Origin of the sequence: Mitsuokella apri, assembly GCF_047974105.1 — a bacterium.
Lineage (GTDB): Bacteria > Bacillota > Negativicutes > Selenomonadales > Selenomonadaceae > Mitsuokella.
On the sequence record NZ_JBHYRS010000012.1, the window covers coordinates 17,570 to 32,900 of the forward strand.

Annotated in this window: 9 protein-coding genes; all 9 read left to right on the forward strand. The window is 54.3% G+C overall.

Annotated elements, in window-relative coordinates; genetic code table 11:
* The first annotated feature begins 22 nt into the window (after window positions 1-22).
* The 9 genes from fucP to ACE419_RS11480 all read left to right on the forward strand — a co-directional run bounded on the left by fucP (window position 23) and on the right by ACE419_RS11480 (window position 14,786).
* Complete coding sequence (gene fucP, locus ACE419_RS11440) at window positions 23-1,363, forward strand: L-fucose:H+ symporter permease (RefSeq protein ID WP_435722072.1); 1,341 nt, start codon at window positions 23-25, stop codon at window positions 1,361-1,363.
* A 175-nt stretch (window positions 1,364-1,538) separates the two neighbouring features.
* Complete coding sequence (locus tag ACE419_RS11445) at window positions 1,539-2,690, forward strand: glycerate kinase family protein (protein WP_435722073.1); 1,152 nt, start codon at window positions 1,539-1,541, stop codon at window positions 2,688-2,690.
* 197 nt (window positions 2,691-2,887) lie between these two features.
* On the forward strand, window positions 2,888-5,020 hold the full coding sequence (gene cooS, locus ACE419_RS11450) for an anaerobic carbon-monoxide dehydrogenase catalytic subunit (protein ID WP_435722074.1): 2,133 nt from the start codon (window positions 2,888-2,890) through the stop codon (window positions 5,018-5,020).
* 145 nt (window positions 5,021-5,165) lie between these two features.
* Window positions 5,166-6,137, forward strand: coding sequence for a coiled-coil domain-containing protein (locus tag ACE419_RS11455; RefSeq protein WP_432646800.1), 972 nt, complete (start codon window positions 5,166-5,168; stop codon window positions 6,135-6,137).
* The gene (locus ACE419_RS11460) at window positions 6,134-7,066 is read left to right on the forward strand and encodes a polysaccharide deacetylase family protein (RefSeq protein WP_435722075.1); all 933 of its coding nucleotides are present in this window, start codon (window positions 6,134-6,136) and stop codon (window positions 7,064-7,066) included. Before ACE419_RS11455 ends, ACE419_RS11460 begins: the two co-directional genes overlap by 4 nt.
* A gap of 172 nt (window positions 7,067-7,238) precedes the next feature.
* Window positions 7,239-11,651, forward strand: coding sequence for an EAL domain-containing protein (locus ACE419_RS11465; protein WP_435722076.1), 4,413 nt, complete (start codon window positions 7,239-7,241; stop codon window positions 11,649-11,651).
* Between the two features lie 4 nt (window positions 11,652-11,655).
* Window positions 11,656-13,482: a sensor domain-containing diguanylate cyclase gene (locus ACE419_RS11470; protein ID WP_435722077.1), complete on the forward strand. Its 1,827-nt coding sequence runs from the start codon at window positions 11,656-11,658 to the stop codon at window positions 13,480-13,482.
* Window positions 13,483-13,654: 172 nt separating this feature from the next.
* Window positions 13,655-14,059: an addiction module toxin RelE gene (locus ACE419_RS11475; RefSeq protein ID WP_432646804.1), complete on the forward strand. Its 405-nt coding sequence runs from the start codon at window positions 13,655-13,657 to the stop codon at window positions 14,057-14,059.
* Between the two features lie 136 nt (window positions 14,060-14,195).
* Window positions 14,196-14,786, forward strand: a complete 591-nt coding sequence (locus ACE419_RS11480) for a hypothetical protein (protein WP_435722078.1) — start codon at window positions 14,196-14,198, stop codon at window positions 14,784-14,786.
* The last annotated feature ends 545 nt before the right edge of the window (window positions 14,787-15,331 follow it).

A 15,331-nucleotide genomic window follows, 5' to 3' on the forward strand; every position in this document is an offset into this window, starting at 1 on the left:
TGATTCAGGAGGATTTAATCCGATGGCAAAAAAAGAAATCATCCAGTATGACAATGGGTATATCAGCAGAACCCCGATTTTCCAGTTTATCCTGCTCTCGTGCCTGATCCCGCTCTGGGCGGCGGCCGCGAGCCTCAATGATGTCCTGATTACGCAGTTCAAGAGTGTCTTTGCGCTGAGCGACTTTGCTTCGGCTCTCGTACAGAGCGCCTTTTACAGCGGCTATTTCCTGATTTCCATCCCGGCTTCGATGGTCATCCGCAAAACGACGTACAAAACGGCCATCCTCACGGGTCTTGGCTTCTACATTGCAGGCTGCTGCCTGTTCTTCCCGGCTTCACACATGGCGACGTACACGATGTTCCTCATGGCAATTTTCGCCATCGCCATCGGCCTCGGCTTCCTCGAGACCTCGGCCAACACGTACAGCACGATGCTCGGACCCGAGAAATACGCGACGCTGCGCCTGAACATCAGCCAGACGTTCCAGCCCATCGGCTCGATTGCCGGCATCCTGCTCGGCAAATACCTGATTTTCCAGGAAGGCGGCAGCATGCAGAGCCAGCTCGCCACGATGGACGCCGCACAGGCCGCAGCTTTCAAGATGGAAATGCTGCAGCACACGCTCGAGCCGTATCATGTGATGATTTACATTCTCGCTGCCGTCTTCATTCTGTTTGCCATTACGAAATTCCCGAAATGCAAGGTTAAGTCGGCCGCTGACAAGGTGCCGAGCCTCGTCGAGACGCTTTCGTACCTCGCGAAGAACAAACGCTTCAAGAAGGGCATTGTGGCCCAGTTCCTCTATGTCGGCATGCAGGTCGCCGTCTGGTCCTTCACGATCCGCCTTGCTTTGCACCTGAATCCGAGCTTCAACGAGCGCATGGCCGCAAACTTTATGGTCTACAGCTTCATCTGCTTCTTCATCGGCAAATTCGTCGCAAATTTCCTCATGGCCAAATTCTCGGCCAACAAAGTCCTCGTGGCCTATTCCGTCATCGGCTGCCTCGTTCTGCTGTACACGTCGTTCGTGCCGGATATGACGGCTCTCTGGGCTGCGGTCTCCGTCAGCCTGCTCTTCGGACCGTGCTGGGCAACGATTTACGCCAAGACGCTCGAAGCTGTCGAGAAAAAGTACACGGAAACGGCCGGTGCCATTGTCGTCATGTCGATTGTCGGCGGTGCCTTTGTGCCGGCCCTGCAGGGCTTTGTCTCGGACGTCACGGGCTCGATGCAGTTCTCGTTCATCGTCAACCTCTTCTGTTTTGCCGCCATCGGCCTTTACTTCCGCAGTGAAGCCAAGCTCGAGGCAGCAGCAAAAAACAGTGCCAAAGAAGAAAATCTGGTGGAATCGGAAGCATAAAGCTTCTCATGCTCCCTGTAAGTGGGCCGGCCTTGTGCCGGTCCGTTTTTGTTTGCCAAGCATATGTTTCTGTGAACCAGCAGGATATGATATGGATATAAGGATGTGATATAATAGAAAGAAAGAACAAAAAATGTACAGAATCAGGCCTCAGGCCTGCAGAGGAGGGGCTGTTATGCGCATTGTCATTGCTATGGATTCGTTCAAAGGTTCGATTTCTTCCGTGGAAGCGGGCGAAGTCCTGAAAAAAGCGATTCTGGACTGTTATCCCGATGATATCGTCAGAGTGTATCCGCTGGCCGATGGCGGTGAGGGCACGGTCGACGCCCTGACGCAGGGACTTCATGGCAGCATTGTGCCCGTCATGGTCACGGGACCTCTCGGCACGCCCATCAAGAGCCGCTTTGGCTGCCTGCCGCAGACAAAAACCGCCATCATCGAGATGGCCGATGCCTCGGGGCTGCCGCTCGTGCCGATGGCGCGCCGCAATCCGCTGCGCACGACAACGTACGGCCTCGGCGAGCTCATCCTCGCGGCCCTTGATAAGGGCTGCCGTCATTTCATCATCGGACTCGGCGGCAGTGCGACAAATGACTGCGGCCTCGGCATGCTGACGGCGCTAGGGTTCCGTTTTTTGACGGCAGAGGGTGCAAAAGCGGGCATTATGGGCGGGGACCTTGCTGCGGTCGCACACATTGACTGTACCGGGGCCGATAAGCGCCTGGCAGAATGTAAGTTTGAAATTGCCTGCGATGTCAAGAATCCCTTGACGGGGCCTGAGGGCTGTTCTTGTGTCTTTGCGCCGCAGAAGGGGGCTTCGCCTGAGGTCGTCGCGCGCATGGACAGGGATATCGACCATTTTGCGCGCCTTGCGGAGACGGCACTCGGCTGTGAGGGACGCGAACTGGCCGGAGCCGGTGCCGCGGGCGGCCTCGGCTTTGCCTTCCACGCGTTCCTGCAGGGCGAATTAAAGCCCGGCATCGACCTTGTGCTCAAGGCCATCGGCATCGACAAAGGCCTGCAGGTCGCGAACGTCTTAATTACGGGCGAGGGCCGCATGGACGCGCAGTCGGCCATGGGCAAGGCGCCGGTCGGCGTCGCGCAGCTCGCGAAAAAATGCCAGAAAGACTGCCTGACGATTGCACTCTGCGGTGCGGCTGCGCGCGGTGCCGAAAACGTCAACCAGCACGGCATCGATGCGTATTTTTCCATCCTGCACGAACCGATGTCCGTGACAGAAGCCATGGAACGCCATGTGACGGAAACGAATCTGCGCCAGACCGCACAGCAGCTCATGCATATCCTGCATAAAAGCATCGACGCTTGAGAAAAATCTCTGCTTATCAGAATATCGGACAAATGCCTGCGTACAATGGAAATGTGAGAAACGTGCGCGGGCATTTTTGTTTTCTGTGTAAAAAAACATTGACAAGCACAGGGAAAATCAGTATGATAGAGATACCATAAAGTATACTATATATATATGTTTTCTTAGATAGAAACAGGAACAATAGGAGAGCAGCTATGTCGGAAGAAAAACACATCCATAATCATGAGCATGAAGAGCAGCATGCTCATCACCACCATCACCATGATCATGAGCATGAGCACGGTGAGCATGGCCATCATCACCATCACCACCATGACGGCGGCCCGCTGAAGCCGGGCGAGCATCCGGATTGGCGCACGCATGTGCATGCCCCTGGCGAGCATCACGAAGTCGGGGTCAATGACTATATGAAGGCCATTGCCGAGTACCGCAAGACGTTTGCCTCGAAGGAAGATGTCCTGCGCGAGACGCCGGACCCCGCTGTGCGCGAAATGATTAAGTACCTCGGTCAGCTCGGTCAGGATACGGTCTTTGACCGCTTCGACCAGCAGAAGCCGCAGTGTACGTTCGGTCTCGCGGGCGTCTGCTGCAAGAACTGCAATATGGGCCCGTGCAAGATCACGAAGAAGAGTCCTTTGGGGGTCTGCGGTGCCGATGCTGATGTCATCGTCGCGCGCAATCTGCTGCGCAGCGCGGCAGCCGGCGTGGCCCAGCACGGCGCACATGCCCGCGAGCTGCTGCTCTCGATGAAATTTGTCGCCGAAGGCCGCCTGAAGCTGCCGATTCTCGGCGAAAAGAAACTCCGCACGGTCTCGAAGGCCTTCGGCCTTGAGACGGAGGGCAAGTCGGCCCAGCAGCTCACGGGCGAGCTCGCCGACATTCTTCTCGAGGATTTGAGCCGCGCCGTGCCTGACGACTACAAGACCATTCGCGCGATGGCCCCGAAAGAGCGTCAGGATGTCTGGGACAAGCTCGATATCATCCCCATCAGCGCGTATAATGAAGTTTTCGATTCCTATCACCGCACGGCCGTCGGCACGGATGGCGACTGGGAGAGCCTCATGCAGGAATTCCTGCGCTGCGGCCTCGCGTTCTGCTTCACGGGTGTCGTCGCCGCGAATATCGGCACGGACGTGCTCTTTGGCAACGGCCACCGCGCGACGTCGAAAGTCAATATTGGCGCCCTCAAAGAGGGCTGGGTCAACATCGCCGTGCACGGCCATCTGCCGACTCTCGTCAGCGAGATTGTGCGCATCGGCCGCACGCCGGAGATGATTGAGCTCGCAAAGGCCCACGGCGCCAAGGGCATCCAGTTCTACGGCGTCTGCTGTTCGTGCCTCGCGGCCATGTACCGCTATGAGGGCGTCATCCCGCTTTCAAATGCCGTCGGCGCGGAGCTCGTGCTCGGCACGGGCGCTCTCGACCTCTGGTGTGCCGATGTTCAGGATGTCTATCCTGCCATCATGGACGTCGCGCGCTGCTTCAAGACGACGGTCGTCACGACTTCTGATAATGCGCGTCTGCCGGGAGCCGAGCATTATGCCTACGACCACTACCATTCGAATGTTGAAGATACGGAGAAAATCGCGCGCAAGATTGTCACGCGCGCCATCGAGAGCTTTGCACAGCGCCGCGATATCCCCGTACACATTCCGAAATACGAAGTCACGGCTGAAGTCGGCTTCACGGCGGAAAATGTCGCCGAGCAGTTTCATGGCTTCAAGGACCTCTACGAGGCCCTGAAGGACGGCCGCATCCGCGGCATCTGCAATATCGTCGGCTGCTCGAATCCGCGTGTCGTCTACGAGCGCGCGACACTTGACGTCGCCCGCACGTTGATTCAGAACAATATCCTGATTCTGACGAACGGCTGCGCGTCGTTCCCGCTCTTAAAGATGGGTCTCTGCAGCAAAGAAGGGGCCGAGGAGGCCGGCGATACGCTGAAGGCCTTCCTCAAAGAGCACGACCTGCCGCCCGTCTGGCATGTCGGCGAATGCGTCGACAACACGCGCTCTTCGGCCATCTTCGGCGGCATCGCCGCTGTGGCCGGCGTGCCCATCAAGGATATGCCGTATTCGTTCTCGAGTCCGGAATGGTCGAATGAGAAGGGCCTCGATGCCTCGCTGGCCTTCCGCCTCTTCGGTGTCGATTCGTACCACTGCGTAGAGCCGCCCGTGCAGGGCTCGACGAAAGTCGAGAACTTCCTCAAGCGCGATACGAAGGAAACGCTCGGCGCTGTCATGCACGTCAACGTCGACCCAATTGCCCTCGGCAAACAGATTGTCGCCGACACGGAAGCCCAGCGCGCCAAACTCGGCTGGAAGTAATATCGTATTATAGAAGTAATATCGTATTATAATAGAAGGAACTGTCTTTGCGATGGTTCCTTCTTTTTTGCTGTAAAAATCCCTTTTGCACACAGGGCGGGAAAAGACTATACTAGAAGGCAGAACAAATGATGGGGTGATTTGTATGGCAAATGTCAAAACCTATAAAATGGAGCCGGAAACGAGTGCAAAGCTCCAGAAAATCTGTGAGGAGCTGAACCTGACCTGGGATGGGACCTTCCAGACGCTCGCGAATCTCTATGCCCAGCAGAAGGCCGCAGGGGCCCTGCCGGAGCGCGGCATGGAAGTCAAGGAATTTCAGAGCCTTTTAAACCGCGTGTCGGAGGCCTTTACCTATGCCCTGACGGTCAATGCCGATGCCGAAGAGCGCATCCGTCAGGAATTTGCGAAGAAATTTGCCGCTCAGCAGCAGGCGCTGCAGGAGGCACAGAATAAAGCGGAGCGCGCCGAAAAAGAGCGCAGGGACATCGAGCTCAGGAAAAAGGAAGCGGAGAGTCAGGCCGCAGCCTTCCGTCAGCAGCTCGAAAAAGTCACGCGCGAGGCCGACCACGCCGCAGAAAATGCCCGCATTGCGGCCCAATCGCAGGCCGATGCCCTCGCAGACAAGGACCGCCTGAACAATCTGCAGGCACAGCAGCTAAAAAACCTGACGGCCGAAAAGGAAAAATGGCAGGCAGAGGCAGCGAAAGCTGCTGACCTGCAGGATGCGTGCGATGGCCTGCGCCGTGAGCTCGACGCCGCCCGGCAGGCCAAAAAGCAGGCTGAAAACGATATCGACAAGATGAAGCGCGCCCTGCGCGAAAAGGAGCAGGAGCTCAAGGCCCGCACGGATGCCCTCGAAGAGCAGTATCTGCACGAGAAGCGCATGCTCATGGCCAAGGCCGAGAACGAGCGGCAGTCGGCTGTGCTCAAGGTCAAATCGGAATACGCCGCGCGCATCGAGTCGCTGCAGGAAAAATACATGGCCCAGCTTGAGAAGTCCTATGCGCGGCAGCACGGCGGGGAATCCGCTGCCGCCGGCGATGCCCCGAAAGCAAACGCTGCCAACGATGCCGTACATAACGATACTGTAGATAAAGAAGGAAATGTACAATGAAAATGCGGAAAATGCGCCATTTACGCCATTTAAGAGAAGTCATTGGCTTGTTTGCCGGACTTTTTCTCTTGTCCTCTGCCTTTTGGCTGACAGGCTGCGGCATGACGTCCGATAAAGGAAATCAGGAACAGGCCGCTTCTTCGTCATCATCGGCGGAGAGCGAAAAGGCAGAGCAGCCCTCCTATGTGCTCGCCGCCGATGATTTTTCGAATCTGCAGCTCACGGACCCCACGCTGCCGGTTTACGACAAATACACGCTGTCGGACCGCCGCGCCAAAAATTTGACGACGGCGCTGCCAAACATCACTCCTTATAAGGAAGGAAAAGTCGTTTACCTGACCTTTGACGACGGCCCCGACGACAAGAACACGCCGGCCATCCTCGACATCCTGAAGGAAAACGGCGTCAAGGCTACGTTCTACGTGACGGGCGCACATGCGGAGCTGCATCCGGACATCCTGCAGCGCATCTTTGACGAGGGCAATGCCATCGGCAACCACAGCTACGACCACGATTACAAGAAGCTCTACGTCTCGCCGCAGACCTTCCTCGCGGAGATGGAGCGCACGGATGAGATCATCCACGGCATCATCGGCGTGCGTCCTCTCATCCTGCGCGCTCCGGGCGGCGTCATCGGCCATTTCACGGATGCCTATGCACCGGCGCTGAAGGCAAGCGGCTATGTCGAGCACGACTGGAATGTCAGCTCGGCCGACGCCGCGCCGAACCATCCGGTCGCGCAGGATTTCATCGACAATATCGACAGCCAGACCGACCAGTCCGTAGCGGCGCACAGTGCGATCATCCTCATGCACTGCTCCGAAGGCCATGAGGAAACGGTCAAGGCCCTGCCGAAAATCATCGAGATTCTCAAGGCCAAGGGCTATACATTCGGTGTCGTCACGCCGATGACGCCGCAGCCGTGGTAATGTACCGCTGATAAGATGAAAATTCGGTAAAAAGTCAAACGAGCGGCCCCGTTTAGAAGGAACGCGGCCGCTTTCTGTCGTATATATCTATAACGAATTGATTTTATTTTTCTGCAGGAATTTGCAGATTTGCATGAGGGGAAGGAAAAATTCGGGGAGGGGGCAGGATACCATGGAACAAGGAAGAGACAGAAATCAAGATAAAAAAGATAAAGATGAGGCAGGGCAGGGCCCTGTACAAAATGGTGCCAATCGTGATGGTGCCAATCGTGCTGGAAATGATTTCGTAAAAGGAAGAAATGACGTTACCGTACTCATGGGACGCACGGCCTTTTACAAAGCGGCGCTTGAGCAGGCTGCCGAGGATAAGGACCAGGGCGTTTTCGGCAAACACTGTCCTCTTTATTTCAATATCACGAATTTCAAGATTTACAACTCCATCCATGGCTATCACGGCGGTGATGAGATTTTGCAGCACATGGCCCGCCTGCTGCAGGAAACGTTTCCCGACGACCTCATCGCGCACCTTTCGGCCGACAGCTTTCTCGTGCTGGCCACTTCCGAAAATATCACGCAGAAGGTTGAGCACATCTGCTGCACCATGCGCCGCTATATCAAGAGCCCCGGCATCGAAGTCAAGGCCGGCCTGCGCTTTTACGACCCCCGTCAGGAAAAAGCCCCTGTCGTAGGTTCCTTTGACCAGGCGAAGATGGCCTGTGATTCCATCAAGAAAGATGCGAACCGCTGCTGGGCCGTCTACGAGGATGACATGGGGAAGCGGCTCGTGCTGCAGAATCATATTCTCGAGCATTTTGACGAGGCCATGCAGAAAGACCAGATTCGCTTCTATCTGCAGCCTACCGTGCGCACCTTTACGGGCAAACTCTGCGGCGCGGAGGCACTCGTGCGCTGGGAAGACCCGCAATACGGCCTTTTGACGCCGGACCTCATCATCCCCGTGCTCGAGGAGGCGGGACTCATCCATAAGCTCGATGCCTATATCATCCGCAAGGTCGCGTCGCTTCTCTGCTACCAGCGGGAAAATGACCTGCCGATGATGCCGATTTCGGTCAATATCTCGCCGCTCGATTTCACGCTGATGGACCCCTTTGCCTTTGTGGAAGACGTCATGGAGTCTTTGCATCTGCCGCATGCTTACCTGAACCTGGAGCTCACGGAAAGTGCCCTCGTGCGCGATAAGAGCAGGCTGCAGAAAGCCATCACGCAGTTTCGCGCGGCCGGCTACAAGATTTGGCTCGATGATTTTGGCAGCGGTTATTCTTCCTTGAATGTGCTCAAGGATTATGCGTTTGATTTTCTCAAGCTCGATATGGTCTTTCTGCGCCATTTCACGGAAAAGAGCCGCGATATCATCACGTCCGTCGTGCGCATGGCCAAAGAAGTCGGCATTCATACGCTGGCTGAGGGCGTCGAGACGAAAGAGCAGGTCGCGTTCCTGCAGTCGATTGGCTGCGAAAAGATTCAGGGCTATTATTATGGCAAACCGATGTCCTATGAGGACTTCCATCAGTATTACAGTGAACACCATTATGAGGTGGAAAAGCCGCAGGAGGAAAAAATTTATCATCAGCTCGGCCTGCTCAACTGCATCAGCGAGGCATCTCTCGGCATCGGGCTTTGCGATGGGAAGAAGATTTCCCTGATTTTTGCCAATGAGTCCTTTGAGAAAAATCTGCAGGCCAGGGGATTTCAGGATGCCCGGCAGTGCAGAGAGTACCTGCTGCAGCCAAAGCATCCCCTGTGCATCCGTTCTTTGGCGATGCTCAAGCGCATCCACAGCCTTCATCAGAAACAGGCCCGTATCTTCATGGAGAATGGGCGTTATTTCCGCGTCACGGCCGAGCTCCTGTCCGAGACGGAAAGCCTGCGGGCATACAACATCACCTTGGAGAATCAGGAAACACGGTCAGTGCAGCGTTTCGATACCATTATGCACAATCTCTACATGACGTTTCAGGATATCTTTCTGCTGAATCTCTCTAGGGATACGTGCGAGCATCTGGCAGGCAGGGACGTATCGGTGGAAAGCAGCCGGATTTATCATGGCATTGATGATTTTTTCCGCCATTATGCAGAGACGCGGCTTCCCGAAGAGGAACAGGAACGGTTTTGCGGGTATCTGAATGGACAGCACCTGCAGTCGTTTTTCGCAAAAAAAGGCGGCCTGCACGCGATTGACAGCTTCCGCGTCCGTCAGGCCGACGGCAGCCTGGTCTGGATGCGCTTCGACGCCCTGCGCATTCATCTCGTCGGTTCGGAGGAAATTCTCGTCAGTGCAGGACCGCTGTCCTTTGAACTGCAGGACAAAAAGGATCAGGTTGACCGCATCGCCAGGTCCTTTCATATGCTCGTGGGCGAAGAGACTTCAGCATCCGTCCTGCAGGACGCACTGCTCTGGCGCAGTTTTGCAGAGCCCACGGAACTCATGCTGTTCTGGAAGGATAAAGAGCGCCGCTTTATCGGGGCCAATAAGTCTTTCCTCGATTTCTGTGATTTTAAAAGTCTCGAGGATATCCTCGGCAGGACCGATGACGAGCTTTCCCTGCATATAAACGACCGTCCGTTCCGCGAAGTGGAAGAAAATGTCCTGCAGACCGGCAGAACCGACCATTGGCGTCTCGGGGAATGTGCCGTGAAGGGCAAATCTGTCCTCGTCTTTTCGACGAAATACCCGCTGTACCGCAGCGGACGAGTCGAAGGGCTCATCGGGATTGCCTGGCCGATGGAAGAGACGCAGCGCAATTATCAGAATGCGACATACGATGAAGATACGGGACTGCTCAATTACCGCGGCATGCTCATAAGCGGGATTGAGTTCATGGATAATTATCTGCGCAATGGCCAGGATTTTGCTGCGGTCTATTTCTACGTGCCGGCCTTTGACAAGATTGCGCAGAAATATGGCGAAGAGACGCGCCTGCATCTTCTGCAGCGCATAACGGACGTGATTTACAAACGGCACAGGCGCGGCGGCATCCTTGCTCATATCGGCTCCTGCCGCTTTGTCGGTTTTTTCCCGAAAGACAAGGGCGATGTCAGCACGCGCGTTTTGGAGGTCGCCAATGCCATCCACGAAATCCGCTCCGTCGACGGCTTCCCGTGCACGCTTTATCTGCAGTATGCGATTGGCTATGGCTCCGAGACAGAAAATATCGAGGCCCTGCTTCATCTGCTGGTCGGACGCATTGAAGAAGCACAGAAAAACAAGCTCGGCGAGTCCATCTACATCGGCGACCGCATCGCGTTTGACCGCGAGAAATTCGATTACATGGATGAGCGCATCTACATGAGCGCCCCTGAGACGTACGATCTCGTCTACCTCAATCGGGCCGTATACAAGGATTTCCATCTGCCGGAAGATTTTTCGTGCGAGGGGAAGAAATGCTACGAGGTTTTTGGCGACGGCAAGGCCCCCTGCGAGTTCTGCACGAATCATCTGCTGCGCCGCGACCGCTTCTACAGCTGGACGCATCACAACGCCGTGTCGGGAAACGACTATCTGCTGCGCGACACCTTTGTGCCATGGCGCGGCAAAAATTACCGCTTCTCGATGGGCATCAACCTCAATGAATATTTGAACCGTGACATTGCAGCCAACGAAATCCTGTACCGCGAGGCATCGATCAATGATGCCATCAGCCTTGCTATGGGTGAGGACGACCCATCCGAGGGCATCCGCAAGCTGCTTTGGAAAATCGGTTCTGAACTTTCTGCCGACCGCATCTGCATTTTTGAGCTCGATGAGGGCGGCAGTACAGTGAGCAATACGTATGAATGGTGCAGGAGCGGTGTCGAACCGATGCGGGAAAAGATGCAGCATCTGCCGCTGAATCCCTGCTATATTTACGAAAATTTCCGCGAGAATCATCTCGTCATGATTCCCGATTACCCGAAATACATCAAAGAACATCCGGATGCACAGACCTATCTGCCGGATATCCACCGCTTTGCGGCCGTGCCTTTAAAGATTGCCGGACAGATTATCGGACATTTGCAGATTGTCAATCCGCAGATGTCGCTTTTCCGCGCGACGAACTTCCTCATGATGACGCTGAGCCGCTTTATTGCCAGCATGATCCGCAGCCGCAGGTCCCTGCGGGAGCTTGAGCGCATGAGCTGCCGCGACCAGCTCACGGGCCGTTTGAACCGCCATGGACTCAGTCAGTATTTTGCCTCTTTGCCGGAACATACGTCGTGTGCCTTTATCTTTGACGACATCAATGGCCTCAAGCGCATGAATGATGAGCACGGCCATGAGGCCGGCGACCGCCTGATTACGACAGTTGCCGATATCATGCACAAAAAGCGGAAAGAAACGGGGAAAGGACACGTCTTCCGCATGGGCGGCGACGAATTCCTCATTATCATTGAAAACATCGGCGAAAAGCAGGCAGAGGCTTTTCTGACGGATTTGCGCGCATCCTTCCGCAAACACGGCGTCAGCGTGGCGCTCGGACACCTCGTCTGTATGACACCGCTTGAAAGCATGGACCCGATCCTCGTAAAGGTGGACCGGGCGATGTATGAGGACAAGGAAAAGATGAAAATGAGTAAGAAAGAATGAAAATATGAAGCATATGAGTATCCGAGACTTCAGGGAAAAACTGCATAAACATGGTATCGCCTGGATTCCGGCAGCGGTTTTCCTCGTCGGTGCGGTGGTGTGGGCCTTTGTCATGCATGCCCTTTATGTGCGTGAAGTGGCAGCGATGCACGAACGCGCGCATCTCGATGCCCGCATTTATGCCGACGAGCTGCAGCAGGATTTCGTGGACAGCGAGTCCATGCTCAGAGCACTCAATCTGGCGATTGCCAATGAACCGAACCACAAGATGCGGAATTTCCAGACCGTTGCCGCGCATATGCTGGCGAAAAATGGCGCACCATTGGAATCCATCCGGTTAGCGCCGCAGGGCATTGTCACCGATATTTACCCGGAGGACAGTCAGGAACGCCGCCAAAAATTTAATCTGTTCCAGGATGACGATACGATTGCGGCTATTGCCCGGGAAAGCAAAAATTCTGGAGAACTGACAGTGCAGGGACCGGTGGACTTGCAGCGGGGCGGACAGGCCCTTATTATGCGCATGCCGGTTTTTGTCCTTGACAATGGGAACGAGAAGCCTGTATTCTGGGGCTTTATCATCGCCGTCATCAGGACGCCGGACATCTTCGCCAATACCGTGCAGAATCTCAGCCGCACGGATTTTGCGTATGCATTGGAAAAGACGGAGGTGGGCGGCAGCAGCTATCAGACGGTGCTGCGTTCCGAGGAAAAGGTCGTGGAGCCGGAGAAGTTTGAATTTTTCTATGGCGGCTCCACATGGCGGATGCTCGTCTCGCCAAAAGGCGGCTGGCGGCATGACCCGTTCCTTGAATACATCGGCGCGCTGAGCTTTGTCTGCCTGACGCTGCTCACCATCCTGATTTGGTTTTTGCTGTCCTTGCGCAAGCGGCAGGAAGGCATCCGCCGCTTGGCAGTTACCGACCATTTGACGGGGCTTTTGAACCGTCACGGCATTGAAGGGGCCGTCAGGGCGTTTACCGAAGCAAAGGGAGATGTTCCCCTGGTCGTCGTACAGCTCGATATCGACGACTTTAAATTCATCAATGATGTCTATGGCCATGCGGCCGGCGATGCCGCTCTGCAGCACCTGGCGATGCTCATGCATATCTGTTTCCCGAAAGACGCGATTCTCGGCCGTATGGGCGGCGATGAGTTCCTCATTGTACTCTTTGACCGCGATATCAGGAAGATGGAGCGCATGGTCTATGATTTTGGCGCAGTGCCAAAAGAATTCAACTATGGCAATCGGGGCTATCATTATACGGTTTCCATGGGTTATGCGGTACTGGCGCCGGATTCCCCTGACGGGCAGACACCCAGAGAGGTCTGGCATGCGGCGGATGTGGCCCTTTACACCATCAAGATGCGCGGCAAGAACGGCTGCTGCCGCTTCGCACCGGGCATGGCGAAGATGCGCAACGTCCAGCTCGGCTTTTCCCTGCGCGACCTCGCCATCCATCTGCCAGCCGCCATCCTCATTTACGAGGCAGAGGATGAGAACATCCTCTTTGCCAATGATGAACTCGTCAAGATGTTTGACTGCGACGACCTCGACGATTTTATGGCTTACACGAAGAGCAATTTCCGCGGCATCGTGCATCCGGAGGATTACGACCGCGTAGAAACGAGCATCTGGCGGCAGATTTATCTCAATAAGCTCAAAGGCTATGCCGATGATGCCGTCGATTACCGCATCATCACAAAGAAAGGCCGGATTGTCTGGGTCATCGACCGCGGGCGGCTCGTCAGCAGCGAATACTTTGGCCATATCTTCTACGTCGTCCTCATCAAGGACAATGAAATGGAAGAACGGATGGGCGATTCCTGAGACTTGAGAAGTTTTTCCTTTGCAAAAGCCGCAGGCCGGGTTGATGCCGTGAAACTTTCATGATATAATAGCGACTAAGAAGATAAAAGACACGCAGCGTTGCGCAGAAAGCATACGCTGTGTGTCTTTTTTTTATTGATGATACTGTGATACTAGAAGAGGGGCATGCCTTATGAGAAGCTTTCCACTGTTTGTTGAGCTTGAAGCCAAACGTGATACCGTCAATGCCAAATTCCACCGCGAGACAGAGCCGCAGATTATCGAACGCCTGAAAGAGTTCGGCTTTGCGCCGCGTGAGGACGGGGATGACCACGATATGTACATTAAGGAGAAGAGTACGGGCAATCTCTATCTTTTGACCTGCAGCGCCTATGAGATTACGGTCATGTTCGAGCACATCAAGACGGGCGAGGGCATCAAGATCTGCGAAATCAGCAATTTTGCGCTGAGTGCTCATACCATCATGAACATCATCATTGCCTCAATCGACAGCTGGCTGCAGTACGGTGTCGTCTACGACTACCGCACGGCACAGCATTTCACGGAAGGCAGCGAGACGGCTGCGGCAGCCAGATAAGAAAAGAAAACAGCGTAGGGGAACAAAGAGAGAAAAGGAAGTACAGCGAAGCCGTGAGAAAGCACGCAAAACGCGCAAAAAATGGTATAATGATTTTTAGAGTCGATTTTAGCAGAATGAAAAGGGGAATGCATCGATGAAGAAAATCATAGCGGCCAGTCTCATGGTCCTCGCACTCTGCCTGCTCGCACTTGGCTGCGGACAGGCTAAGCTCACTTCTCAGGAAGTCAAGGGCAGCGTGACAACGCTGCAGATGGACCTGCCATTTACGCTCGAGCAGCAGGCCAAAGAAGCTGCGGCGCAGAACGATTACGTCACGAAAATCACGGATAACCGCATCACGCAGGCCAAGGGCATGGATTTCCATCTGACGCAGTTCACGACGTACGTCATGAATCAGGATAAGATGAAGGCCGATGCCAAGACAGCCGAAAATCAGAAGAAGTTTGAAGAAAAAGCCCTCGATGGCTATCTGACGGCTTTTGAGAAAAATGCCAAGGCCACGGAGAAATCGCGCGATGCTAAGACGGTGACGATTTCGGGCAAGGACGCGACGGTCACGACCGTACAGTGCAAGATGAAGGGCGAGGATGAAACGCTCAAAGTCGTCTTCCTGCCGCTGCCCGAGGAGTATTGGTTCATCGCTTTTGCCTATCCAAAGGAACATGAGGATGACCAGGGCAAGCTGGCTGACAAAATCATCAGCAGTATTCAGGTCAAGGAATAAGCGTGGTAAAAAGAAAAATACTTTTTACCAGATAATTTTCAGATAGCTTAAGCGTTTTTTCAGATTACCCTGTTACACTATGTTTGTCGATGGGAAAGCCGATATCCCCAAGGGCTCCCACGACAAGTGAAGTGAATCCCACTTCCTCCATTTCTCTCTAATAAGGATAAATGATTCTTTCCCAGGAGAACGGGCAGCTGCTAATCCCACAGCTGTCCGTTTTCGTTTTTTAAGTTTTTTTGTAAAAACATGTTGACAAGCTGGGGAAAAGCGTGTAACATAATACAAGTCGCCGCGAGAGACACGGAGCACGAAGGATGAACAAGCCTTGACTGGCAAGCATCTGAAAGCAAAGGGTTTCGAGTTCAGATAAAAAAGAAATTTAAAAAATCTCTTGACAAGCTGAATGAGCTGCGATATAATAATAGATGTCTTAAGGGACAGAAAACAAAAGATTCCGAAAAGACAAAGTTGTTCTTTGAAAACTAAACAATGCAACATGAATCATTTGTGATTCAAGCCAGATGTTATTAAAAACATCGATT

What these genes read in the sequence shown, in the direction of transcription:
- fucP (WP_435722072.1), top strand. Translation starts at nt 23, where the DNA reads ATGGCAAAAAAAGAAATCATCCAGTATGACAATGGGTATATCAGCAGA.
- ACE419_RS11445 (WP_435722073.1), top strand. Translation starts at nt 1,539, where the DNA reads ATGCGCATTGTCATTGCTATGGATTCGTTCAAAGGTTCGATTTCTTCC.
- cooS (WP_435722074.1), top strand. Translation starts at nt 2,888, where the DNA reads ATGTCGGAAGAAAAACACATCCATAATCATGAGCATGAAGAGCAGCAT.
- ACE419_RS11455 (WP_432646800.1), top strand. Translation starts at nt 5,166, where the DNA reads ATGGCAAATGTCAAAACCTATAAAATGGAGCCGGAAACGAGTGCAAAG.
- ACE419_RS11460 (WP_435722075.1), top strand. Translation starts at nt 6,134, where the DNA reads ATGAAAATGCGGAAAATGCGCCATTTACGCCATTTAAGAGAAGTCATT.
- ACE419_RS11465 (WP_435722076.1), top strand. Translation starts at nt 7,239, where the DNA reads ATGGAACAAGGAAGAGACAGAAATCAAGATAAAAAAGATAAAGATGAG.
- ACE419_RS11470 (WP_435722077.1), top strand. Translation starts at nt 11,656, where the DNA reads ATGAAGCATATGAGTATCCGAGACTTCAGGGAAAAACTGCATAAACAT.
- ACE419_RS11475 (WP_432646804.1), top strand. Translation starts at nt 13,655, where the DNA reads ATGAGAAGCTTTCCACTGTTTGTTGAGCTTGAAGCCAAACGTGATACC.
- ACE419_RS11480 (WP_435722078.1), top strand. Translation starts at nt 14,196, where the DNA reads ATGAAGAAAATCATAGCGGCCAGTCTCATGGTCCTCGCACTCTGCCTG.